Origin of the sequence: Glaciihabitans sp. UYNi722, from assembly GCF_040549465.1 — a bacterium.
In the GTDB taxonomy this organism is placed as follows: Bacteria; Actinomycetota; Actinomycetes; order Actinomycetales; family Microbacteriaceae; genus Lacisediminihabitans.
Map to the genome: position 1 here is coordinate 87,354 of NZ_JBEPTL010000003.1, position 23,346 is coordinate 110,699.

26 protein-coding genes and 1 pseudogene are annotated in these 23,346 nt (G+C 63.1%); 20 read left to right on the forward strand and 7 right to left on the reverse strand.

Features of this window, described 5'->3' with window-relative positions:
• The first annotated feature begins 5 nt into the window (after positions 1-5).
• A complete protein-coding gene (locus ABIB56_RS02965; RefSeq protein ID WP_354567384.1) occupies positions 6-251 on the forward strand; it encodes a MarR family winged helix-turn-helix transcriptional regulator in 246 nt (81 codons plus the stop codon).
• A gap of 89 nt (positions 252-340) precedes the next feature.
• On the opposite strand, the gene ABIB56_RS02970 is transcribed toward ABIB56_RS02965, so the two are convergent.
• Both ABIB56_RS02970 and ABIB56_RS02975 read right to left on the reverse strand, forming a co-directional pair.
• Positions 341-1,252: an SDR family NAD(P)-dependent oxidoreductase gene (locus ABIB56_RS02970; protein WP_354567385.1), complete on the reverse strand. Its 912-nt coding sequence runs from the start codon at positions 1,250-1,252 to the stop codon at positions 341-343.
• Positions 1,249-1,890, reverse strand: a complete 642-nt coding sequence (locus ABIB56_RS02975; RefSeq protein ID WP_354567387.1) for an NAD(P)-dependent oxidoreductase — start codon at positions 1,888-1,890, stop codon at positions 1,249-1,251. The genes ABIB56_RS02970 and ABIB56_RS02975 overlap by 4 nt, the downstream gene beginning before the upstream one ends.
• 57 nt (positions 1,891-1,947) lie before the next feature.
• On the opposite strand from ABIB56_RS02975, the gene ABIB56_RS02980 reads away from it, so the two are divergent.
• The 6 genes from ABIB56_RS02980 (at position 1,948) to ABIB56_RS03005 (ending at position 6,735) form a co-directional block, all read left to right on the forward strand.
• Positions 1,948-2,511 (forward strand): TetR/AcrR family transcriptional regulator, encoded by a 564-nt coding sequence (locus tag ABIB56_RS02980; RefSeq protein WP_354567388.1) that lies wholly within the window; start codon positions 1,948-1,950, stop codon positions 2,509-2,511.
• Between the two features lie 185 nt (positions 2,512-2,696).
• Entirely contained in the window at positions 2,697-3,122 is a 426-nt protein-coding gene (locus ABIB56_RS02985; RefSeq protein ID WP_354567566.1) for a carbohydrate ABC transporter permease, read from the forward strand.
• Between the two features lie 119 nt (positions 3,123-3,241).
• Positions 3,242-4,315 (forward strand): glycoside hydrolase family 38 N-terminal domain-containing protein, encoded by a 1,074-nt coding sequence (locus tag ABIB56_RS02990; RefSeq protein WP_354567389.1) that lies wholly within the window; start codon positions 3,242-3,244, stop codon positions 4,313-4,315.
• A gap of 125 nt (positions 4,316-4,440) precedes the next feature.
• On the forward strand, positions 4,441-5,133 hold the full coding sequence (locus tag ABIB56_RS02995; RefSeq protein ID WP_354567391.1) for an ABC transporter ATP-binding protein: 693 nt from the start codon (positions 4,441-4,443) through the stop codon (positions 5,131-5,133).
• Complete coding sequence (locus ABIB56_RS03000) at positions 5,130-6,431, forward strand: ABC transporter permease (RefSeq protein WP_354567392.1); 1,302 nt, start codon at positions 5,130-5,132, stop codon at positions 6,429-6,431. Before ABIB56_RS02995 ends, ABIB56_RS03000 begins: the two co-directional genes overlap by 4 nt.
• Positions 6,432-6,438: 7 nt before the next feature.
• A complete protein-coding gene (locus ABIB56_RS03005; protein ID WP_354567393.1) occupies positions 6,439-6,735 on the forward strand; it encodes a hypothetical protein in 297 nt (98 codons plus the stop codon).
• 564 nt (positions 6,736-7,299) lie between these two features.
• On the opposite strand, the gene ABIB56_RS03010 is transcribed toward ABIB56_RS03005, so the two are convergent.
• The gene (locus tag ABIB56_RS03010) at positions 7,300-7,737 is read right to left on the reverse strand and encodes an ester cyclase (RefSeq protein ID WP_354567394.1); all 438 of its coding nucleotides are present in this window, start codon (positions 7,735-7,737) and stop codon (positions 7,300-7,302) included.
• A gap of 113 nt (positions 7,738-7,850) precedes the next feature.
• On the opposite strand from ABIB56_RS03010, the gene ABIB56_RS03015 reads away from it, so the two are divergent.
• On the forward strand, positions 7,851-8,423 hold the full coding sequence (locus ABIB56_RS03015; protein WP_354567395.1) for a TetR/AcrR family transcriptional regulator: 573 nt from the start codon (positions 7,851-7,853) through the stop codon (positions 8,421-8,423).
• Positions 8,424-8,653: 230 nt separating this feature from the next.
• On the opposite strand, the gene ABIB56_RS03020 is transcribed toward ABIB56_RS03015, so the two are convergent.
• Positions 8,654-9,562: a LysR family transcriptional regulator gene (locus ABIB56_RS03020; protein ID WP_354567396.1), complete on the reverse strand. Its 909-nt coding sequence runs from the start codon at positions 9,560-9,562 to the stop codon at positions 8,654-8,656.
• Between the two features lie 109 nt (positions 9,563-9,671).
• Here ABIB56_RS03020 and ABIB56_RS03025 point away from each other — a divergent pair, with 109 nt between their 5' ends.
• The gene (locus ABIB56_RS03025; protein ID WP_354567397.1) at positions 9,672-10,502 is read left to right on the forward strand and encodes an SDR family NAD(P)-dependent oxidoreductase; all 831 of its coding nucleotides are present in this window, start codon (positions 9,672-9,674) and stop codon (positions 10,500-10,502) included.
• 259 nt (positions 10,503-10,761) lie between these two features.
• Here ABIB56_RS03025 and ABIB56_RS03030 read toward each other — a convergent pair whose 3' ends face one another.
• The gene (locus tag ABIB56_RS03030; protein WP_354567398.1) at positions 10,762-11,973 is read right to left on the reverse strand and encodes an ROK family transcriptional regulator; all 1,212 of its coding nucleotides are present in this window, start codon (positions 11,971-11,973) and stop codon (positions 10,762-10,764) included.
• 255 nt (positions 11,974-12,228) lie between these two features.
• On the opposite strand from ABIB56_RS03030, the gene ABIB56_RS03035 reads away from it, so the two are divergent.
• The 11 genes and pseudogenes from ABIB56_RS03035 to ABIB56_RS03080 all read left to right on the forward strand — a co-directional run bounded on the left by ABIB56_RS03035 (position 12,229) and on the right by ABIB56_RS03080 (position 20,495).
• Complete coding sequence (locus ABIB56_RS03035; RefSeq protein ID WP_354567399.1) at positions 12,229-13,584, forward strand: ABC transporter substrate-binding protein; 1,356 nt, start codon at positions 12,229-12,231, stop codon at positions 13,582-13,584.
• The gene (locus ABIB56_RS03040; protein WP_354567401.1) at positions 13,584-14,528 is read left to right on the forward strand and encodes a carbohydrate ABC transporter permease; all 945 of its coding nucleotides are present in this window, start codon (positions 13,584-13,586) and stop codon (positions 14,526-14,528) included. The genes ABIB56_RS03035 and ABIB56_RS03040 overlap by 1 nt, the downstream gene beginning before the upstream one ends.
• A gap of 1 nt (position 14,529) precedes the next feature.
• Complete coding sequence (locus ABIB56_RS03045) at positions 14,530-15,420, forward strand: carbohydrate ABC transporter permease (RefSeq protein WP_354567402.1); 891 nt, start codon at positions 14,530-14,532, stop codon at positions 15,418-15,420.
• Positions 15,421-15,425: 5 nt separating this feature from the next.
• Positions 15,426-16,586, forward strand: a complete 1,161-nt coding sequence (locus ABIB56_RS03050; protein WP_354567403.1) for a Gfo/Idh/MocA family protein — start codon at positions 15,426-15,428, stop codon at positions 16,584-16,586.
• Positions 16,583-17,401: a ThuA domain-containing protein gene (locus tag ABIB56_RS03055; RefSeq protein ID WP_354567404.1), complete on the forward strand. Its 819-nt coding sequence runs from the start codon at positions 16,583-16,585 to the stop codon at positions 17,399-17,401. Before ABIB56_RS03050 ends, ABIB56_RS03055 begins: the two co-directional genes overlap by 4 nt.
• 59 nt (positions 17,402-17,460) lie before the next feature.
• A pseudogene (locus tag ABIB56_RS18465) lies at positions 17,461-17,892 on the forward strand (alpha-mannosidase); the annotation flags it as partial.
• Between the two features lie 316 nt (positions 17,893-18,208).
• The gene (locus tag ABIB56_RS03060) at positions 18,209-18,544 is read left to right on the forward strand and encodes a hypothetical protein (RefSeq protein ID WP_354567405.1); all 336 of its coding nucleotides are present in this window, start codon (positions 18,209-18,211) and stop codon (positions 18,542-18,544) included.
• A complete protein-coding gene (locus ABIB56_RS03065; RefSeq protein ID WP_354567406.1) occupies positions 18,439-19,119 on the forward strand; it encodes a glycoside hydrolase family 38 C-terminal domain-containing protein in 681 nt (226 codons plus the stop codon). The genes ABIB56_RS03060 and ABIB56_RS03065 overlap by 106 nt, the downstream gene beginning before the upstream one ends.
• A 22-nt stretch (positions 19,120-19,141) precedes the next feature.
• Positions 19,142-19,279: a hypothetical protein gene (locus tag ABIB56_RS03070; RefSeq protein ID WP_354567407.1), complete on the forward strand. Its 138-nt coding sequence runs from the start codon at positions 19,142-19,144 to the stop codon at positions 19,277-19,279.
• A gap of 105 nt (positions 19,280-19,384) precedes the next feature.
• Positions 19,385-20,164, forward strand: coding sequence for a GntR family transcriptional regulator (locus ABIB56_RS03075; RefSeq protein WP_354567408.1), 780 nt, complete (start codon positions 19,385-19,387; stop codon positions 20,162-20,164).
• A complete protein-coding gene (locus tag ABIB56_RS03080) occupies positions 20,154-20,495 on the forward strand; it encodes a hypothetical protein (protein ID WP_354567409.1) in 342 nt (113 codons plus the stop codon). The genes ABIB56_RS03075 and ABIB56_RS03080 overlap by 11 nt, the downstream gene beginning before the upstream one ends.
• A 9-nt stretch (positions 20,496-20,504) precedes the next feature.
• On the opposite strand, the gene iolD is transcribed toward ABIB56_RS03080, so the two are convergent.
• Together iolD and iolB are read right to left on the reverse strand one after the other, a co-directional pair.
• Positions 20,505-22,406, reverse strand: coding sequence for a 3D-(3,5/4)-trihydroxycyclohexane-1,2-dione acylhydrolase (decyclizing) (iolD, locus tag ABIB56_RS03085; RefSeq protein WP_354567410.1), 1,902 nt, complete (start codon positions 22,404-22,406; stop codon positions 20,505-20,507).
• A complete protein-coding gene (gene iolB / locus ABIB56_RS03090) occupies positions 22,403-23,344 on the reverse strand; it encodes a 5-deoxy-glucuronate isomerase (protein ID WP_354567412.1) in 942 nt (313 codons plus the stop codon). The genes iolD and iolB overlap by 4 nt, the downstream gene beginning before the upstream one ends.
• Positions 23,345-23,346 lie beyond the last annotated feature (2 nt).

Below are 23,346 nucleotides of genomic sequence, written 5' to 3' on the forward strand. Positions count from 1 at the left end.
CCCTGATGAGCCAACTCGACCGACTCGAAGAGCAGGGCCTCATCGTCCGCCTCCCGGACCCCCGCGACCGCCGTGCTCGCATTCCTGGACTCACCACGATAGGAAACAAGCGTCGCGCCCAGGTCGCTAATGCCAGCGACGAGGCCGAGAAAGAGGCGCTGAGCCGCTTCACCGCAGACGACATTCACACGTTCCGCCGGATCCTCGTAGAACTCATCGGCGACAGCGCAGATCCCGGCTCGTGCCTTTGACCGAAAACCGATGCCAGTCCAACAGGCCATAGCCAAGACCGGTTGGCCGAGGTCACATCGACGATGCGCACCCGATCGACATGGAACCTTTAGGCGCCGGTCAGGAAGCGCCGGCTGCTGTCGCGAAGTTGCTGCTGGATCGTGGTGTCGTACGAGACGGTCGGGGTGGTGACTTCGATGTCGCGGACGAAGTATCGTCCGCTGATGCCCGCCAGTGATTCGTCGGTGGCAAGCCGCAACGCTGCTGCTGCACCCTGCTCAGGAGTCAGCATGAAGCGGCGGATCAGTGACCCTACCGGGCGCAGGATCGGGGGGATCAGGTCGTCCACAATGTCGGTGGCCACGATGCCTGGGTGCACGGCATTCACCGTGACACCATCGGTGCCGAGGGTGTGGGCCTGGTCGTAGCCGGCGATGACGGTCAGGAGCTTTGCCCGTGCGTAGGCTTCGAAGGGGACGAATCCTGCAGCCGTGTTCAGTCGGGTGAGGTCGTCGAGGTCGCGCGGGTCGATTGTCGCGGGCCGGGGGCGACCAAGGAGTTTTACCTGGCGGGTGTCACGAATCGTGTCGGAGGCAATATTCACCACACGTGCTTTTCCGCGGCGGAGTGCCTCCTCCAGCAGGGAGGTCATCGCGAAGGCAGGAAAGTAGTCGACGGCGATGTGCATTTCCAGTCCGTCCGCCGAGAGGCGGTGCCTGGTGAAGTGAGCACCGGCATTATTGATCAAGATATGAATCGCATCGTGCTGTGCGGTGATCGCGGTGGCGGAAGCGATCAGACCGTTTGTGTGGGATAGGTCCCCAGTGATCACGTCGAGCTGGCCCGGGCCGGGATCGTTGGCGATCTGGTCGCGGAGGGTGTCTGCTCGGTGTGGATCGCGGGCGACGGTGATGACGTGGGCACCCGATCGGGCGAGTGTCCGGGCGATGACCTGGCCCATCCCCCCGGTTGCTCCGGTCACCACCGCCACCTGGCCTTCGAGCGGCGCCGGCGCGGTCATCGGTGGATCCTCGGGTAGCCGCGGATGAACTGCGGATTCTCGGCTTCCTCAACGAGGAAGGAGGCAAGATCCTCCCGGCCGATGGAGTGCCACAGCCGGATCGGCAGGTTTGCCCCCACCTGGTAGGTGCCGGTTGCGCGGGTGTCTTTCAGCATTGGTGGCCGGACGATGGTCCAGGCGATGCTCGATGCGGTGATCAGCGCCTCCATGGACTCCTTGTCCTTCATTTTCTCGGCCACCCCAGACCACACGGCCTTCGAGTATAGGGAGCGGTCATGGGTCTCCAGCACTCCATGGGCGCTGACCACGATCAACCGCGACATGCTGTCCTGACCCATTGCAGCGAGGGCGGCCCTGATCCCGTCGGTGCACACCGTGGTCGGGCCTTTCGCTGCACCCCCGAGCGCGCTGATGACCACATCGACGCCGGCCAATGCCGACGCCAGGCCGGCGACATGAGTCGGTGCCGACCATACCGCTTCGGATAAACGGTCGGTGCGCTCAAACGATCCCGGCCGGCGAACAACCGCCACAACATTGTGCCCGCGTTCAAGCGCCTGTGTGACCACGTGACGGCCCGTGCCGCCGGTCGCTCCGAGGACGGCGATTCTCAACGCTTGCGATACTTTCTGTCTCATAGCGTCGATCGTGTCACTTCTATCGCTACGAGTCAAGTTGTCTCGTAAGCTCGCCGTGTGAGCGTTCAGACTGATCCGAGATTCCTTCGCAGTAGGGAGGCGATGTTGAGCGCGGCGACGGAGCTTTTGCGCAGCGGAGGACCCGCCGCCGTGACGCATGCGCAGGTTGCCGCACGTGCGGGCATCGGCCGTGCGACGGTCTACCGGCACTGGCCGCGCGCCGATCAGCTTCTCGCGGAAGCGATGACCACGGTCCCGATGCCCTTTTTCGCCAGCGCCGCCACGCCCGACCGGAGCTGGTTTCGAAACGAGCTGATGTCACTAGCCCGACAGCTCGAGCAAGACGACGTGCGGGCAGTCACCACCACGCTTGCCAACGCTGCGCTGTGGGATGCGAAAATTGATGCACGAAGACAGCAGTTTGCGGCGACCCTGGCCCAGCGTCTCGCCGCCGCTCTCGCCACAGCGCAAGCCCGGGGTGAGGTCGTCTTGCCCGTTCCGACGGAGGCTGCTGCAGCTCTGCTGATCGGTCCTCTCTATTACAGGAGCACCATCGAACGTCGTGCCGTCGACAGCGTCCTCATTGACGCCGTCCTCGAGGGGGTAGGAGCATGGCGATGATCAGCTGACGGAGAGGCTGTCAGCACGGCCATCATCTGTCTGCTGGGTGCACTCACCGCGTATCCGTTGGCCAGACGCACCACGCTCGGCAACCGAGTGGTCTTCAGCGCAATCGTCGGACTCATCATGATCCCGCCGCTCAGCATCCTGGTGCCGCTCTTGGCCTGCTTAACCAGCTTGGAGGAATCAACACGTACTGGGGTGCAATCGTCATTATGGTGGTTACCCAATTGCCGCTGAGCGTCTTCCTCTATGCGGCGTTCATGAGGGGCTTGCCCATCGCCATCGAAGAGGCTGCCACCGTCGATGGGGCAAGCACGACCCAGACGCTGTTCCAGGTGGTTTTTCCGATGCTCAAGCCGGTGACGGCAACAGTCATCATTCTTACCAGTGTGTCTATCTGGAACGAGTATGCGTTGAGTGTCTTCGTGCTCCGCAGTCCCGATGTGCGAACAATTGCCCCGACCATCAGCACCTTCGTCGCAAGTCAGGGCAGCAATCTCGGCGCTGCAGCAGCAGCGGCTCTCATTTCGGTAGTTCCGGTCTTACTTGCCTACCTCGTGCTGCAGCGCTACTTCCTCAAGGGAATGGTGGCAGGGGCAGAGAAATGACGATTCACTCGTTGCGATACTGGAGAGCCCATGCATGACCGTTCGAATCTCATCCTGCCTCGGCTGGTTCGCTTCCTGCGTGATCGAGCGCCCTTGCCGTACACGGTGCTGAGGTTAAAGTGCATATCGAGGCCTGGGAAGCACCGGGGGAGCCGGTGCCGTTCTCAGAGGCGGTCCTGCAGCAATTCGAAGAGTTCACCATCGGCGCGCCATGGGGTATGACCTGGTTTCACGTCACCGGCACGGTACCGACGCAATGGGACATCCCGTCGAGCGACCGGGTGGAGCTTGTTGTCGACCTCGGATTCATTGACGGAATTCCAGGCTTTCAGGCGGAGGCACTTATCTGGAGTGCCGACGGTGACATCATCTCGGCCATCGAGCCGCTCAATCGGGCGGTCACACTTGGCGCAGAACCGGGGCAGAGCGTTGAGCTATACATCGAGGCGGCCAGCAACCCGGATATCGGACGGGGCTTCTCCTTCGAACAAACACCGTTCGCCGAGCGGCCCGTCATCCCGGGTGAGCCGCTTTACCGCCTGCGCCGTCTCGCAATCGCGCACTGGAATCGCCAGGTGTGGGAATTCCTTCAGGATCTCGCTGTGCTCGCAGGTCTCGCCGAGCAACTGCCGGACTCCCTTCCTCGCCGAGCCAAGATTTTGTATGCAATAGATGCGGCGCTCGATCTGATTGATCCGCAGGATGTGGTGGGTACCGTCGGGAGTGCTCGCGCCCCTCTGTTGGAGGCGCTTGCCCACCCGGCTCACGCATCGGCCCACCGCATCCATGCGGTCGGCCACGCGCACATCGACAGCGCCTGGTTGTGGCCGATCTGGGAGACGCGCCGCAAGGTTGCCCGCACCTTTAGCAACGTGCTGAGATTGCTCGAGGAAAACGGCGACTTCACCTTTTCGGCGAGCTCCGCCCAGCAGTATGCCTGGCTCAAGCAGGACCATCCCGCACTGTTTGCCCGAGTGAAGCAACGTCTGGCGGAGGGCCGCTTCGTGCCGGTCGGTGGGCAGTGGGTAGAGCCGGATTCAAATCTGCCGAGTGGCGAATCTTTGGCAAGGCAGTTCCTCCAGGGTAAGCAGTTCTTCCTCGAAGAGTTCGGCATCGAGCCGACGGAAGTGTGGATTCCTGACTCGTCCGGATACAGCGGAGCGCTGCCGCAGATTGCCGCAGCAGACCGGTAGGCCGAAATACTCCAATGGTGGTAGGCACGTGTCTCCGCCGGGCGGATGCCGAACCCGCGGGCAGCGGGCACTCTAAGTAGAGCACCGGGATCGGTGCACACCACTGAGCACTTCCGGAGAGGCACATGTCTGAAGCGGTTTTGGAAACTAAGGATCTTCACAAGTCATACGGAAAGGGGTCCAACCGTTTCGATGCGCTCAAAGGCGTCACCTTGTCCATTGGGCGGGGGGAGAGCCTAGCCATCGTCGGCAAAAGCGGATCCGGTAAATCCACCCTCATGCACCTACTCGCGCTTCTCGACCGGCCGACATCCGGAGAAATCCTCCTGAACGGGGATGATGCTGCACGGCTCAAAGGGCGCATCTTGAACACGACGCGAAACCACACCTTCGGTTTTGTTTTCCAACAATTCTTCCTCGTCCCCAACACCAGCGTCCTCGACAACGTCATGTTGCCGTTGAAGATCGCCGGCATCGGGTCACGAGCCCGCAAAATACAAGCCATGGAGGCGCTGGATGCGCTGGACATGTCCGACAAAGCCAAAAGCAATGCAACCGATCTGTCCGGCGGACAGAAGCAGCGAGTCGTCATCGCTCGTGCGCTGGTCAATGAACCGAGCGTCATCTTCGCCGATGAGCCCACCGGCAACCTTGACTCCGCTACCGGAGCCGTCGTCGAGGACATCCTTCTCGACCTGAAAAAAGACCGCGGCATCACATTGGTTCTCGTCACCCACGACGCGGACCTCGCGGCGCGCTGCGATCGCAGCATATTTGTCAAAGACGGCCTCATTCTCGAGCAGGAGCTTTCCGCATGAAATTCCAAGACATCCTCACTACAGCTATCGCCAGCACTTTCCGCAGCAAACTTCGCACCACCCTCACTGTTGTTGCCATCTTCATCGGCGCCTTCACCCTCACCATCACCTCCGCGATCGGTACCGGCGTCTCGGACTACATCAACACTCAGGTGTCCTCGATCGGCGCAACCAATGTCATGACCGTGACAAAAGCCGCCGACGCATCCAGTTCAACGAACACCGGCCCGAAAAAATACGACCCTAAGACCAGCGGCGCAACAACTCAAGGCAGAGTCCAAGGCCCCCCTACCGATACAAACGTGCTTACCGCTAGCGACATCACGAAAATCAAACCGATTAGCGGAGTGCTTACCGTCGCGCCATCAGTCCAGGTGAGCCCGGACTACATCCAAGCCCCCGGACACGGGAAATATGTCATGAGCCTCAACGACAACGCAGCACTCACCAAAGCCGACCTGGCCAGCGGCCGTCAACTGGACAACAGCACATCCGCGTCCGAAGTGCTCCTCCCCACCACCTACCTGCACAATGTCGGTTTCACCAGCGCAAAAGAGGCGATCGGACAATCGGTTACCGTGGGAATCACCGACTATGCCGGTGCGCAGCATGTTGTGAACGCGACGGTGGTTGGGGTGCAAAACGCCACACTATTCGGCGGCGGCGTCTCAGCCAACACCGCATTGACCAACAAATTGGAGAACGTTCAAGCTACGGGCAAACCGGCGACCGTCACGTCCAGCTACGCATCAGCCACGATTACCTTCGACTCCTCCTCCAGTCCGGCGCAGATCACCGCGCTGAAGAAGGCACTTGCTGACAAAAGCTACTCTGCGCAAACTGTGGCGGACCAACTCGGGTCCTTTGAAACGGTCATCAACGGCATTGTCGGAGTCCTCGACGCATTCGCGATCATCGCCCTGATCGCGGCTGGGTTTGGCATCATCAACACGCTGCTGATGAGCGTGCAAGAACGCACCCGCGAAATCGGACTCATGAAAGCCATGGGAATGGGCGGAGGCAGAATATTCACCCTCTTCAGCCTCGAAGCTGTCTTCATCGGCTTCCTCGGAAGCGCCATCGGGGCGGGAGTGGCGATCGGAATCGGAACTCTTATCAGCGGAGCTCTCGCCGGTGGACTCCTCTCCGGCCTACCCGGACTGCACCTCCTACAGTTCGCACCCACCTCAATCGCAACCATCATCATCGTCGTCATGCTGATCGCGTTCCTCGCAGGAACACTCCCCGCCCGGCGCGCATCCAGGCAGAACCCCATCGAGGCGCTCCGCTACGAATGACGTAGTGGTGAGAGTGATCGACCTCGCCGCCAGCGCAGCAGCAGGTGTGCTCGCCGCGATCGGCGGGAACCTTCCCCAAGCCCTCGCTGCAGGAATCGCTCTCGTTCTACTGCTCGTGTGGACCGTGCTCTACCCACGCATCAGCGCGCCCATCAACCGCGTTCTGACTGCGTCCGCCGATGCGCACGAGACCCCGGCCAACACCCGGGCTCTTCAAGCTGGCTGGGATCGCATCATCGTGCTCCGTGCGATGTTGCAAGGCGCGGCGGTCCTCGCGCTCGGAATCAGCCTCATCGTCAGCTAACCCGACCGCGGACTACGTCTGCCCTCAGCATTAATCCCAGTACCTCCGTGACCCGGGTGCGGTCGTCCCATTTCAAACGGTGGCACTGGCTCTATGACCGGAACAGGCACCAACAGACACGGTGTCGCGAGTAGTCCGACGCAGAGGGACATGATCGCGACCATCGCGGCCATCTGCGGGTATTGCCGGCAGGCCGAGGGATAGCGCCACCGACTTCGAGCGGTCAGACGGGCTCAAGATGCACGCGCGCGGAGGGCCCCTCTACGTACGCTGGCGGAATGGAGCTCCGGGTCGCTGGCTGGCGCGTTTCAAGGTCAACGCGTTCGACAGCAGTCCCAACCGACAGCAGACCCGTTATCGCCCATCACCAGACGTGGTGATAAGGCGGTGGCGAGTGGGTTTGCGGCGAGACCATCGACGTACCGTCCCTCAATAAACGCGGGCAAATGCAGGGATGAGAGAAGTTTGCTGATGCCCTTAGGGACCGTTTCGCGTCTCGGCCGCCTCCGCGATCGTTCCGCTGATGGCTCGCTGAGAGAGAGCAGATACGTGGTCCCGGTCGGATCAAGCCCGTAACCGTGGGCGAGGGCTTCCAGGATCTTGGGGGATGACCCCCACCTGTTGGAAAACCTCTAGGAGGTTCAGTTCGTCCCAGTGCTCAACGAACAAGCCGTCCTTGACGCGCCAGATGTCGATGCTGCGCATCTCCACCTTGTTGCCGCTGGCTGGGATGCCGAGAAGCTCAGCCGCATGGGTCCCGCGGTAGATGAAGCGACCAACGACACGGTCGCCGGAGATGATGAGGTCCTCCATCGTTGCGGTCAGATCTGAGAGGCCGGCGAAGAACGCGGTCCAGAACTCCCTGTTGGCTTCACGTCCGTCGGCAACGGTCGGGTTGTGGTTGATGTAGTCCTCGGCGACGAACTCGTCGACCAAGTCGGGCTCGTGTGTATTGAGCATTTTGAGGTAGGTCCGGGCTAGTGCCTCTTCGTTCATCGCCATGTTCTGCTCCCTCTCGATAGATGGCTAGCGCCGCTAACCACTAGCAACGCTAACCATTCACAAAGGCAGTGTCAATAGCGACGCTCTCACGACTAGCGCTGCTACTATTACATATGACCATCGACGATCGTCGCCTCCGCGAGCGAACTGCGCAGCGCCGTCTCATCACGTCGACCGCCCGGGCATTGGCGGAGAAGGAGAGTTGGGATGTCGTCACGACACGCCGATTGTCGGCAGAGATCGAGTACAGCCAGCCCGTCATCTACAAGCACTTCGCGTCGCTCGAGGATCTCGCCGAAGCGGTCGCCCTCGAAGGCTTCGACGAGCTCACCGATGCCCTTACCCATGCACGACGCGATGCCTCCCCGGAGGACGCCGTCGGAGCAGTTGCCCGCGCTTACACCTCCTACGCCATCGAGAACCCGGCCCTCTACGATGTGATGTTCACTAGGGTCACCCGTCTGAGCTTCGGCGGTGATGACGCACCCCCGCCACTGCCGGCCGCTTACGGCGAGCTGCGGGCGGCCGTGGCCATGATCGCGGTGGAGCGGGACATCGATATTCTCACCGAAGTTCTTTGGGCCGCGTTACACGGGCTGATTATGCTTGGCCGTAACGGAAGGATCCGGCCAGATAAATTCAATGAACGCATCAGCCGCCTCATCGACCAGTTCAGCGCCCGGTAGTCGGACTTAGGGCCTGCGAGCACTCCCACGCCACCATTGTTAGCGATACGGCCGCGAACGTGTGGTCATGCGTTTGACCCGCTCGACGTAAAGCGGGATGATCGCGCCTCCTACGGACGAGCTGAAGGTGTGAGTCGCAGGGCTGGGTGGCTTAGTTTTCGCATTGATAAGTGGCCGGACCTAGAACACGCCGGGAACGGTCGTTGGGGTTGGACACGGGCCAATCCTGATTAGTCGCTCGCGTGGAGTTGGGCTGCTGTGAGGGCTACGGCGTTTGCGACGAGAGCGGTCGCATCAGAGCGGTCGTCCCGGGTCGCGACGACCGAGTGCCGACCCTTCCAAGACGGATCATCGACGCGAACCGTGCGGATGCCTCGGGGCACGCTGGTACTGGCGATGGCGGGGATTGTTGTTATGCCCAGCCTCGCTTCGACGAAGCCGAATCGGGTTGGCCAATCCCGAACGGTGAAGGCGATGTGAGGCGAAACCAGTGTTGGCCACGCCCCAAACTGAGGGTCGTCCCGCGCGCCGCCACCGACTATCCAAGGTTGGTCCTCGAGATCGGCAACCGGCACCCACCGGGCCCGCGCGAACGGATGGTCCTCGGGGACGGCGATCATGAGTGGCCCGCCGGCTATCTCGTCAGTGCGAAGGCCAGCGAAATCGTAGTCAGCCAATCCGGTGCCAACCGCGACGATGGCCACGTCGAGGCTGCCGGCGCGCAGGCGGCCGAGTTGAGTGGGAGATGACGCCTCCTGGAATTCCAGGGTCAGATCCGGGTGGTCGAGGCGGAGCTGCTTGATGACCAGCGGAACGAGACGCATTGCCGCTGTCGGGAAGGCGCCGAGCGCTACCTTGCCTGAGATCTCGTTGGAGAGTCCCGAAAGCTCGCGGCTCGCCGCATCCAACTCGTTAAGAACTGTTGCGGAGCGTGAGGCCAGCACCTGCCCGGCGACCGTGAGCTCGACGCCGCGGGGTGTGCGCCGGAAGAGGACGGTACCAGTAGCGAGCTCCAGGGTGTGCATCTGCTTGGAGACGGCGGATTGGGTGTATCCGAGGGTTTCGGCGGCCGCGGTGAACGAGCCGGTGTCGGTTACCGCACGGAGAACACGAAGTCCGGTGATGCTGGGATCTGGCATGTACTCAGGATCTCGCAGTCCGTTATGGAATGTCCGCTATTCGAGGTTGTCGCTGGTGGAATATCGTACTTTCCCAGAGTCTTGGATGGTCGATTGAAAGGATACCCCGATGACCAAGACGTGGTTCATTACCGGGAGTTCGAGCGGATTCGGACGGATTTGGGCGGAAGCGGCCCTCAACCGGGGCGATCGCGTGGCAGCGACGGCCCGCTCTCTCCGGTCGATCCAGGACCTGGCGGAACAGTACGGAGACCGCGTGCTGACCCTCGAACTCGATGTCACCGACCGCGCGCAAGTTTTCGCCGCCGTGCAGCGCACCGCCGAACACTTCGGCTCGCTCGATGTTGTGATCAACAATGCTGGCTACGGTCACTTCGGGATGGTGGAAGAGGTTACCGAGCAGGAGCTACGCAACCAGCTCGAGACGAACCTCTTCGGCGCGGTGTGGGTAACGCAGGCTGCCCTGCCCATCATGCGCGAGCAGGGACACGGCCATATTCTCCAGATCACCAGTGAAGGCGGCATTCGGGCGTTCCCCGGAATTGGTGCGTACCACGCCTCGAAGTGGGCGCTCGAGGGACTGTCCGAAGCCCTGTGGCAGGAGGTGGAACCGTTCGGTATCCGCATAACGAATGTTGAGCCGGGGCCGTATGCCACCAACTGGTTAGGGCGCGGCTCCGTTTCCAGTGCACCGAACCCGGCCTACGACTCTATCCGGGAGGCCTCCGAACACGAGTGGGAGGTAGGGGACCCGAAGGCGACTGCGCAGGCAATACTTGAGCTGGTCGACTCGGTAGAGCCTCCCCACCGGCTGCTACTGGGCAAATCATTTGGGTCGATCGCCGCCATCTATGCGAACCGGGTTCAGACTTGGGAAAAATGGCAGCCAACCGCGTTACGGGCATTCGAAGTATCGTCCGACATCCCTGGAAACGACTGACATCCGCGAGTAGGGAAGTCGCAGCGCCCACACCGCGATCCCTTCCCGCCATACGGTTGCGTCCGTCAATGACCGTCCGCAGGACACTCCCGCAACGCGGCTCAAAAACGGCGTGTTGTGTCTCGTAGCCCGTGTCCGGGATCTATGTTCCGCGAGGAGAATCGCAAACCGAAACTCGCGATCGACGTCATCCGACGTCTCGTCGAAGGTCGCTATAGGATGCTCCACTGATGCTGTCAGCGTGGAATGAGCAGCGGCGTCAGCCCATGACCAGAACGCTCGCCCTGGGGGCGAGGAAGTGATCGAGCACCAGTTCGGCGGCGCCCTGAGCGGCAGTGTGTTCGCCGACGGACGAACCCACCACGCGGAGCGCCTCGCGGGAGACCACGAGTTCGCTGCGCACAGCTTCTTCGAGCACGGGGAGGAAGGTGGCGCTGAGGCGATTCCAGGTGGGCCCCCCGAGCACGACCCGCGGCACGTCGAGGAAGTTGACGAGCACACCGATCCCCACTGCGACCCGCCTCGCGGCGCGACACAGGATGGCGGACGCCGCGACCTCGCCGGCTGCGGCCAATTCGCAGAGTGCGGTGCACGCGTCATCGATAGCGAGGTAGTCGGTCAGGTTGGGAAGCGGCAGAAGGCGCGCCTCAGCGGCCTGTATGACCAGCGCCTCTGGCACGCAGGCGGCGGCGAGCCCTCCGCGCCGGCCGCTCCAGCCCAGATCTTCCGCTGCGGCGTCGACGAGGATGTCGCCGATCTCGCCGATGTTGTTGCTCGCGCCACGAAGCACCTGGCCCTGCGTGACCACCGAGGCGCCGACCCCGGATCCGAGGTACACGAACAGGAAGTCAGCAAAGGCGGACGTGCGCAACTCCGCGACCGCCGCCGCAGTGACATCCTTGTCGAGGAGCACGGGCATGCCGGTCGCGTCGTGGAGGTCGGCGCGCAACCGCACGTCACGCCACTTGGGCAACTGAGGCGGGTCCAGAACGACGCCGGTGCGCACGTCGAGTGGTCCGGGCACGGCGATCCCGAGCCCCAGCACACGATCGCGGTCCACGCCGGCTTCGCGGATGAGGCGACCTGTGGTCACGGCCAGAAGTGCCGTCATCTCGCTCGGCCCGGCGGCCTGGGGAGTTCGAAGCTGACGCAGCTGACGTACCTCGCCTGCGACGTCGAGGAGCAGAACAGTGAGCCGCGCGGGGTCCATATGCACACCAACAGCGAAGGCACCGCCGCCGTTGACGACGAGCGGGATGCTGGGTCGCCCCCGAGCGGGGTCGCTTCGCTCGCCCTCGCTGACCAGTTCAGCATCGATGAGTCGACGCGTGATGTTCGAGACGGTCTGAGAGGCCAGGCCCGAGGTTCGTTGCAGGTCGGCCCGGCTCTGCCCGGGGTCACGACGAATCAGGTCGAGAACCACGGCCTGGTTGTAGTCAGCAAGACGAGGGAGATTGCTGCCCCTGAACATCGTGCCTCCCGCAATGCGTTGACCGTGCGCCCTGCGGACCCGCTGTGCCGACCGCGCCGTCCCGCATTCACAACCCTATCGAATCGATTTAAGACAGGTGAACGTTATTCCGGCTCAAGGATTCTCTTAGACAAAGAATGTCACTAATTGCAGTCATCTTGACCACACCCAAACTTTGTCCTAACATGAAATCCACGCTTTATCCCATCGAATAGGCAAAGTAGCCAAAGGGAGAAAGCGGAGAGAGGTACCGCAATGAAGCGCACTCGCGTGATCGCGGCCGTCGTTGCTACCCTGGTCGTCGCGGGCGGGCTCACTGCCTGCTCCGCGAGCAGCGGCAGCAGCAGCACCGACGGTAGCAATGGCCCTGTGACAATCACCATCCTCGAGCAGAAGCAGACCCGAATCGATGACCTCAAGAAACTGATTCCTGGCTTCGAGTCGGCGATGAAGAAGCAGGGGAAGAGCATCAAAGTCAAGCTCATTGAAGACGTGCTGACCGATGACCAGTTCAAGACCAAGATCACCCAGCAGTTCATCTCCGGCCAAGCTCCCGACATCGTCGATATGGGCGAGAACATGATCCCCGGATTCGCGGCGGCGGGCTATCTCGCCCCGCTTGGCAGCTACCTCGACAAGTGGAGCGGCTGGGATCACTACCTCCCGCAGTTCCGTAAGGCGATGGTCCGCCAGGACGGCAAGATCTACAGCCTCATGCACGACACCGGCGTCTCGAACTTCTTCTACCGCAAAGATATCCTCACGCAATCTGGTATTTCCACCGCCCAGCCGGCGACGTGGAAGGATCTGATCGCCCGTCTCGTCGAGATCAAGGACAAGACGGGTGAACCGCCGCTCGTCGTCCCGGCAGGCAGCGCATGGGGTGGAGGCACGTGGACCGAAGGCTTCCAGCCGATCCTCAGTGGCACCGATCCGAAATACTACAACGTCAAGTCGGGCAAGTGGGACCTCAAGAGCCCCGGATGGCTCGCGACGTTCAACCTTTACAGCGAGCTCGTGACCAAGGGCCTCCTCCCCGTGCAAGACCTCGAAAACCCGAACCCGTGGGAGCCCACGAAGTACGACAAGTTCCCGGCCGGTAAACTCCAGGTCTCCGCTCAGGGGACGTGGGGCTGGAAGTACGACTGGGGCCCCCAGGGCCAGTCGCCGATCGCCGACCTCTACCAGAAGGTCGACACCTGGCAGTACCCGGCTCTCAAGAGCGGAGACAAGCCCTACGGCTGGAGCAGCCTCGGGTTCGGCTACACGATCCCGGAGAAGTCTCAGCGCAAGGACGCCGCCATGCTGTTTGCGGAATACCTCACCACCGGGGTGCCCCTCGCCGAGCAGCTCCAGTCCGCCGGAGCCGCGTCGCCGCGAGACGACCTCACGAACGTGAAGCCCTTCTCTGAGGAGCCCAAGCTGCTGCAGGCCACGAAGGACCTCAAAACGAGCGTCTACGTGGCGACAGGAGACGGTTCAGATCAGATTTCGCAGGCTGTCGCCAGCGCGACCGAACTGATTCTCTCTGGCAAAGCGTCCGGTGCCGAAGCATACAAGTCCTTCGTGAAGAATGCGACGGACCTGCTCGGTCCAGATTTGGTCAAGTAGTGACCTCGATTATCAACCCACCCGCTTCGGCGGCGACGGCCACTCGGCCGGCGTCGCCAAAGCGGCGCGGCAAGCAGCGCACATGGCCCTTCGTGCTCATTCTGCTCGGCCCGGCCGCAGCGCTCATCGCACTATTCATCGTGGCGCCCGCGATTTACAGTTTCTACCTCAGCTTCACCAACACGCAGCTGACGGGATTCGCTGCGCGAGACCCGAAGTTCGTCGGTTTCCAGAACTACGTCTACCTGCTGACGAACGCTGACTTCCTCAGCTCGCTCGGCCAGACCGGCCAGTTCGTGCTCTATTCGGCCATCATCGGCCAGACCGTGCTCGGCATGGTCGCGGCGATCCTGCTCAGCCGGCCATGGCTACGCGGCAAAGGCATCTTCGGCGCCGCCGTGCTCATGCCCATGGTGGTGCCGGAGGTGGTGGCCTCGCTCACCTGGGCGAGCGTGCTGTCGAACAACTCGTCCGGCACGTTGAACCAGCTGACCTCACTCTTCGGGGGCGCTCCGACCGACTGGCTCCAGGTGGTGCCGCTTGCCTCGGTCATCATCGTCAACATCTGGCGCGGGGTCGCGTTCGCCATGATCATGTTCCAGGCAGCTCTCGAAGAAGTGCCAGCCGAACTCATCGAGGCTGCACGCATAGACGGTGCCAAGGCACTGCAGGTCTTCCGCTACGTGACACTCCCGCTCATCCGCGGACCGGTATTCCTCTACCTCCTTTTGACGACGATCAGCACCGTCGGCGTTTTCGGACTCGTCTACTTCCTCACCCAGGGCGGCCCGGGCGGCCAGACGCGAATCGCGGCCATCTACATCTACGAACGCGCACTGCAGTTCTCCCAGATCGGGATCGGTAGCGCGGCCTCGATAATCCTGCTGATCATCGTGCTGGTGCTCGGTCTGTCCTACGTACGGCTCTCGAAAGTGGAGGTATGAAATGACATCTATCGCCACTCGTCGGGCCAAACAAGACGTGGCTCCTGTGCGGCGCTACCGGCGGCGTCCGCTGCGGCCCGTCACCGTCGTGCAAAGGGTTTTGGGCTATGTTCTCATCGCGCTGCTAGTGCTCTTCTGCGTAGTGCCGTTCGCGTGGGTGGTGCTGAGTTCTGTGGATGGGAACGCCGGGCCGAATGTGCAATGGCCGGCATGGTCTTTCGAGAATTTCGTGGGCTTCTTTACGAACTCCGGAACTCCGCGGCTGCTGGTCAATAGCCTCATTATCGGGATCGGCGCGACCGCGCTCAACCTCGTCCTGGGACTCGCGGGTGGGTACGCCCTGGCCCGTTTCCAGTTTCCCGGGCGACGCGCGTTCATGTTCGGCATCCTGCTGATCAGGGTGATCCCGGCACCGGCCACGATCGTGGCTCTCTACCTGATCATGGTGAACCTGAACCTCACAGACACTCTGTATGGGCTCATCCTGGTCGAGGCCGTACTGCAGCTTCCGGTGACGCTGTGGCTGCTCAAAGGCACGATCTCGGCCGTACCCATCGAACTGGAGGAGGCCGCCTGGGTCGACGGGAATACGCGCTTCCAGGCGATCCGACGGATCGTCTTACCGCTTGCCGGGCCAGGTCTCGGTGCCGCTGCGATGCTCACCTTCATGGGCGTGTGGGGAGACTTCCTCACCCCGCTCGTGATGCTGCAGAACCAGGACCTCTACCCCCTGTCGATCGGTCTGTTCCGCGCCTTCAGCGAGCACAATCAGGTCGATTGGGGCCTCCTCGCCGCGAGCGCGATCGTTTACGTCATTCCGCCGGCCGTGCTCTACATTTTCGTACGCAAGAACCTGCTCCGCTCCAGCCTCGGCGGGGCGGTGAAAGGATGACCACTGTGAACGATCCCGCGAACGACTCGAGCTCGCTGGACGATCGTTTGCCGGTGGTCGTGGTGGGCGCCGGTGCCATGGGTAAAGAGTGGTTGCGCATGCTGGTGAAGTCGCACAGCGCGGCGCCCGTCGGCGTTGTGGACCTGGATCTTGACCTCGCGGCCGCTGCCGTCGCTTCCCTGGGACTCGACATCGTGGTGGGTGCCTCGGTTGTTGAGGTCGCCGAGCGGGCAGGCGCCCAGGCAGTGGTGAACGTGACAATCCCGCAGGCCCACCGAATCGTCAACGAGCAGGCGTTGCGCGCGGGACTTCCTGTGTTGTGCGAGAAACCATTGGCGCCCACAGTGGCCGAGGCGCTGCGCCAGGTGGCGCTCGCGGACCTCACCGGCAGTTTGCTCATGGTGAGCCAGTCGCGTCGATATTTCAATCACCTTGCCGCGTATCGCGAGGCCGTCGGCGCCCTCGGGTCGCTTGGCGCGATCCACGCCGAATTCTTTCACGCCGACCACGAGCCGGGCTTCCGCGAGCAAATGGATCATCCGCTCCTCGTGGACATGTCCATCCACCATTTCGACCAGCTCCGCTACCTCGTCAACGATGAGCCAATAGCGGTGCGATGCAGTTCGTGGAATCCACCGTGGAGCTGGTTCGCCGGCCACGCTGCTGCCACTGCCGAGTTCGAACTGGCCTCGGGGGCGCGATTTGTCTATGCGGGAAGCCGGGCCACTCCAGGTCTGCAGACCTCCTGGAACGCGGATTGGCACGTCTACGCCGAGCGCGGTGCTGCGGCGTGGGACGGCGACACCGTCGTGCGTGTCGACGCGGAAGACATCCCGTTCAACGTGCCCGATCGGCGAGAGGGCATCGAGGGTTCGCTCGAGGAGTTCGTGGTATCCCTGCGTGCGGGCACCACACCGCAGAACGAGGTACGCGCCAACCTGCTCAGTCTCGCGATGGTGGAGGGGGCCATCCGTAGCAGCGAGCGCGGAGGCGACCGCGTTGTCCTAGACGACCTGCTCGAAGAGTCGCTCGCCCAGGCCATAGTCGACGAGCAGCGCGATGATGTGGCCGAGCTACTTCGCTCCTGGTCCAGCGCCGCTGAGGCCATCACCAGCCCGGCATGGGGATCCGTTCCTGCCGATATCGCGTCAGGAGGCGCTCTGTGACCAATACCGAACCGATCCGAGTAGTCGTCTGGGGCGAGAACCGACACGAGCAGATCAACCCTGTCGTGCTCGGAATCTACCCCGATGGCATGCACAGCACGATCGCGGAAGGCATTCGAAGCATGCTCGGTGACAATGTCGTCGTGTCGACGCGGGTTCTCGACGAGCCCGAGCACGGCATGACCGAGGAGACTCTCGCTGCCACCGATGTGCTTCTCTGGTGGGGCCACACCGCTCACGAGGAGGTCGAGGATGAGGTGGTCGAACGCATCCATCGTCACGTGCTCGAGGGCATGGGGATCATCGTGTTGCATTCGGGGCACCACTCCAAGATCTTCCGTCGGCTTATGGGCACCACGTGCAGTCTGCGTTGGCGCAATGACGGCGACAGCGAGCTGGTCTGGACCATTGCGCCGCGGCATCCGATTACCGAGGGCGTGCCCCAGCCGATCGTCATTCCCGGGCAGGAAATGTACGGCGAGTACTTCGACATCCCGGAACCCGACGAGCTCGTGTTTATCAGCAGCTTTTCGGGCGGTGAGGTGTTCCGGAGCGGTGTGACCTACCGGCGAGGGTACGGGCGCGTCTTCTACTTCAGCCCTGGCGACGAGATTTATCCGGTGTATCACCACCCGGATGTGCAGCGAGTCATCGCGAACGGCGTGCAGTGGGCGCGTCCCGAGAAAGCTCGCGAACCCTATGTCGTTACTCCTATGTACCTGACGGGTGAATTCGACCGGCCCGTGCTGCCCGCGCCGGGCGGACAACTCATCGACTACTACACTCGCGAGCCCATCGCGCCGCGGAATAGCTGAGCGTGACAGAGGGATCCGCCGAGGGAGGACAGCTGCTGCGGGATGCGACTGCGCTCACCATGCTCCGCATTCGCCCGTTCGCCCGGTTCCGCATCAATCCGGCCGCGTACCGGGAGACGCGGGCGGTGGACGTGCGCGCTTGGGCGGTCGGCTCACGTTGGGACCGGCCGTGGGACACTGTGTGGTTCGATGTCAGAGGCAAAGTGCCCACAGAATGGGCGGCAGGTGAGGCGGAGCTTGTCGTTGACCTCGGGTTCACCGGCACTCAGCCGGGATTTCAAGCCGAGGCGACGGTCTACCGCATCGACGGGTCGATTGTGAAAGCAATCGAGCCGCTCAACTCCTGGGTGCCGGTATCGGAGCCGGGTTCGTTCCGGTTCCTGGTGGAGGCGGCGGCAAACCCGATGCTGCAGGTCCCGTACGGGTACGAGCCGACGCTTCTTGGTGACAGGGCCACCTCCGGCGGTGAACCGCACTACCGTCTAGAACGACTGGAACTTGCCCGTCGCGATCTTGTCGTCGGGGAACTGCTTCAGGATGTCGCCACTCTCGACGGGTTAGTAGACGTTCTGCCCTGCGAGGGAATGCGGCGCGGGGGCGATGGCGGCGGTGGCACGCGCGAGATGCTTGCGCAGGCCGCGCGTAAACGTGACCTCGAGGGCTCGCCCCGAGTCGAATTATCCGACTCGCATTCCTTCTTTCGGGCCGCGGAAGCCGAACTGACCCACCCTGCGGTGTGGGTCGGCGAGCTGCACGCTTGTATCCCAGCACAAGACGAAACAGGGCAACCGCCGCAGCGAGGCACTCTTGCGGCAGGCCGAGGTGCGGGCGTCGACGGCCGCCATCCTGCGAGGTACGCCGTATCCCGCGGACCAGTTGAGGGACGCCTGGCGTACGGTATTGCTCCTGCAGTTCCACGACATCCCGCCCGGCACCTCGATCGCGTGGATTCATCAGGATGCCGAGGCGGGGTACGCGCGGGTCGCGGCGTCGCTCGGTGACGTCATCGACGCGTCGCTTGAGGCGCTGGCGGGGGAGTGCTGCAGTTGCTGCGCGACACCCCGCGGGAGTGGGAAGGATGGGACATCAACGAGGAAGACCAGCGCTCGGGGCGCGAGCTGCTCGACCCTGTTTCCGTGCTGATGGACGACGATACGGTGGCGATTCGCCACGAGTTCGGCGCCGCTGTCGCAGAAGTGCGTATCAGGGTCGTTGACGGACGAGTCGATCTGGCGTACGCCATCGACTGGCACGAATCGCAGAAGTTGCTGAAACTCGCCTTCCCCGTCGACGTTCGCGTAGATCGCGCGGCGTCGGAGATCCAGTTCGGTCACCTGGACCGCCCGATTCACCACAATACTTCGTGGGACGCAGCCCGGTTCGAGATCATCGCGCATCGATGGATACAGATCGGCGAGCCGTCATGGGGCGTGGCTATCGCCAACAATGTCGTCTACGGACATGACATCCGCACGGCCACCGCGCCGTCCGGTCGCCCGAAGGCCGTGGCGAGGCTATCGCTCTCGCGAGCGCCGCGATACCCGGACCCGGGCGCAGACCGGGGAGAGTATGAGTTCACTGTGAGCCTGCGCCCGGGCGGAATTCCGGAGGCCATCGCTGACGGGTATCGGCAAAGTCTGCCCTCGGGGCCGATGGCAGTGGCGATCTCGTGGTCCGCCTCTATGATGCGCACGGTAACCGTTCCGCGGCGCCCCTGACACCTCGATCGACTAGGGCCACGTGTCTGCGACCGACCTGTTGGAGCGTGCGATGCAGGGGACAGCGATTAAGGACGTCGCCACGCGTCGGATCGAGCTCTCCCTCCGTCCGTTCGAGCTGCTGGCTCTGCGTTTCCGTGCGCCACGTGTCGCCGCCTGACCTTCCCGCCCGGGTTAGCTCTTCGATAATATGTTCGTACATATCGACCGGAAAGAAGTCGCTGAAATCTCTGACCTGAAGCCCGCAGTGCCGCGGCAAGCACACATGCTCCCGAGCAGTCTCCTCACGGATCTGGACCGGTCGGGGCCAGTTCCGCTTTACTTCCAGATCGCGACCCGTATCGAGAGCGCCATCCTCGACGGGCGTATTCCTCCCGGATCTCGGCTTGAGAACGAGGTAGCCCTCGGCGAACGACTCGGGTTGTCCCGTCCGACTATTCGACAGGCAATCCAGGACCTGGTGGATAAAGGTCTCCTTGTGCGTCGTCGCGGGATTGGCACCCAGGTCGTGCACGGGCAGGTCACCCGCAAGGTCGAGCTCACAAGTCTTTACGAAGACCTCGCCCGCGACAATCGCGCTCCCACTACGGATTTGCTCTTGCATGAGGTGATCGCGGCGGATGCCCGCGCGGTGGAGCGACTCGGCGTTGAGCTCGATTCGCCCGTGCTCCGCATAAAACGGCTTCGACGGGCAGACGGGGTGCCGCTCGCCCTGCTGGAGAACTTCCTTCCGGAAGAGTTCACCGACATAAGTGAAGCGGTTCTCCAGCAGCACGGCCTCTATCAGGTGCTCAGAGACCGCGGGGTCTCCATCCGCGTTGCTCGTCAAAACATCGGTGCGAGGCGCGCGAGTTCTTCGGAAAGCCAGCTGCTCCAGGTGGACAAGCACGGGCCTGTGCTGACCATGGATCGCGCGGCATACGACAACGCGGGTCAGGCGGTCGAATTCGGCCACCACGCTTACCGCCCCGACCTGTATTCGTTCGAGATCACCCTTGTCGATAAGTACCTCAGCCCGACCCACGATTCCAAGGATGAGACTTGATGACAGCTGCGCGCCCGGTGATTTCCTTTTCATGCTTGCCGCGCCCGGGCGTCCACTCTCCCAGCCATACGGCCGAGTTCCACTGCCGGGGCTCGACACTGATTCCATCTATCACTTCAGCGTGCAGGCGCCCGGCGATGGATATCCCCAACTCACGAGCCGACCCGGTTGGATGCGCCTCGAGGGTGTGGAGCTCAGCGGCCGCGCTCTCGAAGACGTCGGGCTAGATCTGCCCCCGCTGCATCCCGATCGCCTGGTATTGGTTCGCGCAACCAAGACGAGCGTCACGCAACCGGTGTCGCGCAGCCTGGTTGCGAGACACCGCGATTGACATCGTGGCTTAGGAAGGACCGAAATACGCCCTCTGGCTCTTGCGTTGCTCCACGTACTCGGCGCGAGCGTTGCGCGTGCTGTCGAGTGTAGAAACTTCCGCAACGGGAACGTCCCACCACCCCTGGCCGTCGGGCGAGTAGAGCAGGGGATCGCTGTTGATGTGGATCAGCGTCGCGCGGTCGGAGGCCTTCGCGTCTGCGACGGCCTCGGCGAGATCAACGATGGCGCCGGGCCCAGGCTCGACCCTGATCACTCGGATTCCCAGGCTCTCTGCGTTCGTCGCGAGGTCGATCGGCAGGATGTCGCCCGACCCGACGGCGCCGTGCGCGTCGCGATAGCGGTACTGGGTGCCGAAACGCTGCGAGCCGAGGGTCTCACTCAGGTGCCCAATCGACGCATAGCCGTGGTTCTGGACAAGAACGATGATGAGCTTGATGCGCTCGGCGACCGCTGAAACGATCTCCGTGTGCATCATCAGGTACGAGCCGTCGCCGACCATCACAATCGCATCGCGCGTACTGTCAGCCCGCGCAACGCCAATTCCCCCAGCAATCTCATAGCCCATGCAGGAGTAGCCGTATTCGACGTGGTAGCCGAGGTCGTCCCGAGCCCGCCAGAGCTTATGCAGGTCGCCCGGCAGGGATCCCGCCGCGGCGACCACCACATCACGGGGATCCGAGGCTGCCTGGACGGCGCCAATGATTTCGGACTGGCTCGGCAGATCCCGGCCGCTCGGTGCGAGTGCTGCATCGACGACGTCGTTCCACAGCCTCTTCTGGTGCGAATACTCGGCGACGAAGCCCGCGTTGACGCGGTGCCCGGCGAGGCCCAGATTAAGCTGGATGATCGCTTCGCGGGCGTCGGCCACCACGGGGATGGCGCTGCCATGCTTGGCCGCGTCGAATGAGGCGACATTGATATTGACGAAACGCACACCGGGGTTCTGGAACGCACTTCGACTGGCGGTGGTGAAGTCGCCGTAGCGTGTGCCAATGCCGATAACGAGGTCTGCTTCCGCTGCGGCGCGGTTCGCTGCAACGGTCCCCGTGGCGCCGACAGACCCGAGATATTGCGGGTGGTCCCACGGCAGTGTGCCGACGCCGGCCTGCGAGACGCCAACAGGGATGCCCGTTGACTCGACGAGCGTGCGAAGGGCTGCCGCGGCATCCGAGTAGATCACGCCCCCGCCGGCGACAATAAGGGGTCGCGACGAACCGCGGATCGCGCGCACGACCTCCGCTATGACCCCGGCGTCGGGCCGAGGACGACGCAGTCGCCACTCGCGATCGGCGAGGAACTCCGCCGGCACATCGACGACCTCGGCCTGAACGTCCTCGGGAAGGGCAATCGTGACTGCGCCGGTCTCGACGGGATCGGTAAGCACGCGCATCGCGCCGAGCGCCGCCGAGAACAACTGCTCGGGTCGCTGCACCCGGTCGAAGAACCGCGACAGTGGCTTGAACGCGTCGTTGACGCTGATGCTCGCATCCTGAGGGAGTTCGAGTTGCTGGAGCACGGGGTCGGAGACTCGGGTGGCGAACGTGTCCGAGGGCAACAGGAGAACCGGGAGGCGGTTGACTGTGGCGAGCGCTGCACCGGTGAGCATGTTGGTGGCGCCCGGACCGACGGAGGATGCACACGCGAAGGTAGAGCGACGCCGGGTCATGCGTGAGTAGCCCACTGATTCGTGCACCATCGCCTGCTCGTTGCGTGCCTGGTGATAGGGCATCAGGCCGGGCTCGTCATGCGCGAGCTGCCCGAGTGCCTGACCGATACCCGAGACATTGCCGTGGCCGAAGATGCCGAACGTGCCCGCGATCGTTCGTTCCCGATGGTCGCCATCCACTGTCCACTGGTGAGCGAGGAATTCGATGAGCGCCTGGCTGACAGTCATTCTGCGAGTAGTCATGGGAGTGTGCCTGTCTGTGGTGCTGCGACGGATGCTGCGGTGTAGGGAAGCCGGCCATCGACATCCTGACCCACCCAGGTGCGGCGAATCCAGGCGTGCTCAGGCGAGTCGGTGATCAGCCAGCTGCGTTCGGCGTCCGGACCCGCCATCACGTTGAGGTAGTAGAGGTCGTAACCGGGAGCCGCGACACACGGCCCGTGCCAGCCGTACGGAACGAGCGCGATGTCTCCGGTGTGCACCTCGGCGAGCGTATCGATCGGGCCGGCCGAAGAGGCGGACGTGCGCATATAGCCGAAGGGCGCGGCCTCAGGGGGCGCGATCGCCCCACGGGTCACTGCCGTCTCGAAGTAGTAGACCTCCTCGAGGCGTGATTCGCGGCCAGCGATCGACTCGTCGTGCTTGTGCGGCGGATAGCTCGACCAGTTCTCCGCGGGGGTGATGACTTCGCAGACGATCAGGCTGTCGGCCGTGAGCGAGTCAGGTGTGCCGAAGTTGTGCACCTGCCGACTCGAGCGTCCGGCGCCGCGCAACTCCACGGGCACCTCCGATGCCGGAATGTAGGCCACGGGATGCGCGACTGCCGCCGGCGCCTCCGCCACGGCGACGCGCCCACTGCCCGTTATCACCGCGCTCGTGCCGATCGAAAGATAGAGCACATCGGTCGGCCCGTCGAAGACGGAGGCGCGACCTGCGAGCGCCTGAACGGCCACGGCGGCCGACGCGTCCGTTCGGTAGCTCACGCTGAACGAACCGCTGAGTGGCACGATCACGCGTTCGACGGCGTCAGCCTCGAGCACGGCCTCGGCGTGGTCTAGCGCGGTGACCCGGATACCGGTATACCTCCACGAGTCGATCGACGAGTCGACCACAGACTCCCACCCGTCACGAGCCAACTGCCCGCGACTGAAGAACCAGTGACCGTCTGCGGTGTTAGGCACCT

Excerpts from the sequence above, each read along its gene's own strand:
- ABIB56_RS03020 (WP_354567396.1), bottom strand. The coding sequence starts at position 9,562 with ATGCCAGATCCCAGCATCACCGGACTTCGTGTTCTCCGTGCGGTAACC.
- iolD (WP_354567410.1), bottom strand. The coding sequence starts at position 22,406 with ATGACTACTCGCAGAATGACTGTCAGCCAGGCGCTCATCGAATTCCTC.
- ABIB56_RS02970 (WP_354567385.1), bottom strand. The coding sequence starts at position 1,252 with ATGACCGCGCCGGCGCCGCTCGAAGGCCAGGTGGCGGTGGTGACCGGA.
- ABIB56_RS02975 (WP_354567387.1), bottom strand. The coding sequence starts at position 1,890 with ATGAGACAGAAAGTATCGCAAGCGTTGAGAATCGCCGTCCTCGGAGCG.
- ABIB56_RS03045 (WP_354567402.1), top strand. The coding sequence starts at position 14,530 with ATGACATCTATCGCCACTCGTCGGGCCAAACAAGACGTGGCTCCTGTG.
- ABIB56_RS02995 (WP_354567391.1), top strand. The coding sequence starts at position 4,441 with ATGTCTGAAGCGGTTTTGGAAACTAAGGATCTTCACAAGTCATACGGA.
- ABIB56_RS03035 (WP_354567399.1), top strand. The coding sequence starts at position 12,229 with ATGAAGCGCACTCGCGTGATCGCGGCCGTCGTTGCTACCCTGGTCGTC.
- ABIB56_RS03030 (WP_354567398.1), bottom strand. The coding sequence starts at position 11,973 with ATGTTCAGGGGCAGCAATCTCCCTCGTCTTGCTGACTACAACCAGGCC.
- ABIB56_RS03075 (WP_354567408.1), top strand. The coding sequence starts at position 19,385 with ATGCTCCCGAGCAGTCTCCTCACGGATCTGGACCGGTCGGGGCCAGTT.
- ABIB56_RS03010 (WP_354567394.1), bottom strand. The coding sequence starts at position 7,737 with ATGGCGATGAACGAAGAGGCACTAGCCCGGACCTACCTCAAAATGCTC.
- ABIB56_RS03080 (WP_354567409.1), top strand. The coding sequence starts at position 20,154 with ATGAGACTTGATGACAGCTGCGCGCCCGGTGATTTCCTTTTCATGCTT.
- ABIB56_RS03025 (WP_354567397.1), top strand. The coding sequence starts at position 9,672 with ATGACCAAGACGTGGTTCATTACCGGGAGTTCGAGCGGATTCGGACGG.
- ABIB56_RS02965 (WP_354567384.1), top strand. The coding sequence starts at position 6 with ATGAGCCAACTCGACCGACTCGAAGAGCAGGGCCTCATCGTCCGCCTC.
- ABIB56_RS03015 (WP_354567395.1), top strand. The coding sequence starts at position 7,851 with ATGACCATCGACGATCGTCGCCTCCGCGAGCGAACTGCGCAGCGCCGT.
- ABIB56_RS03000 (WP_354567392.1), top strand. The coding sequence starts at position 5,130 with ATGAAATTCCAAGACATCCTCACTACAGCTATCGCCAGCACTTTCCGC.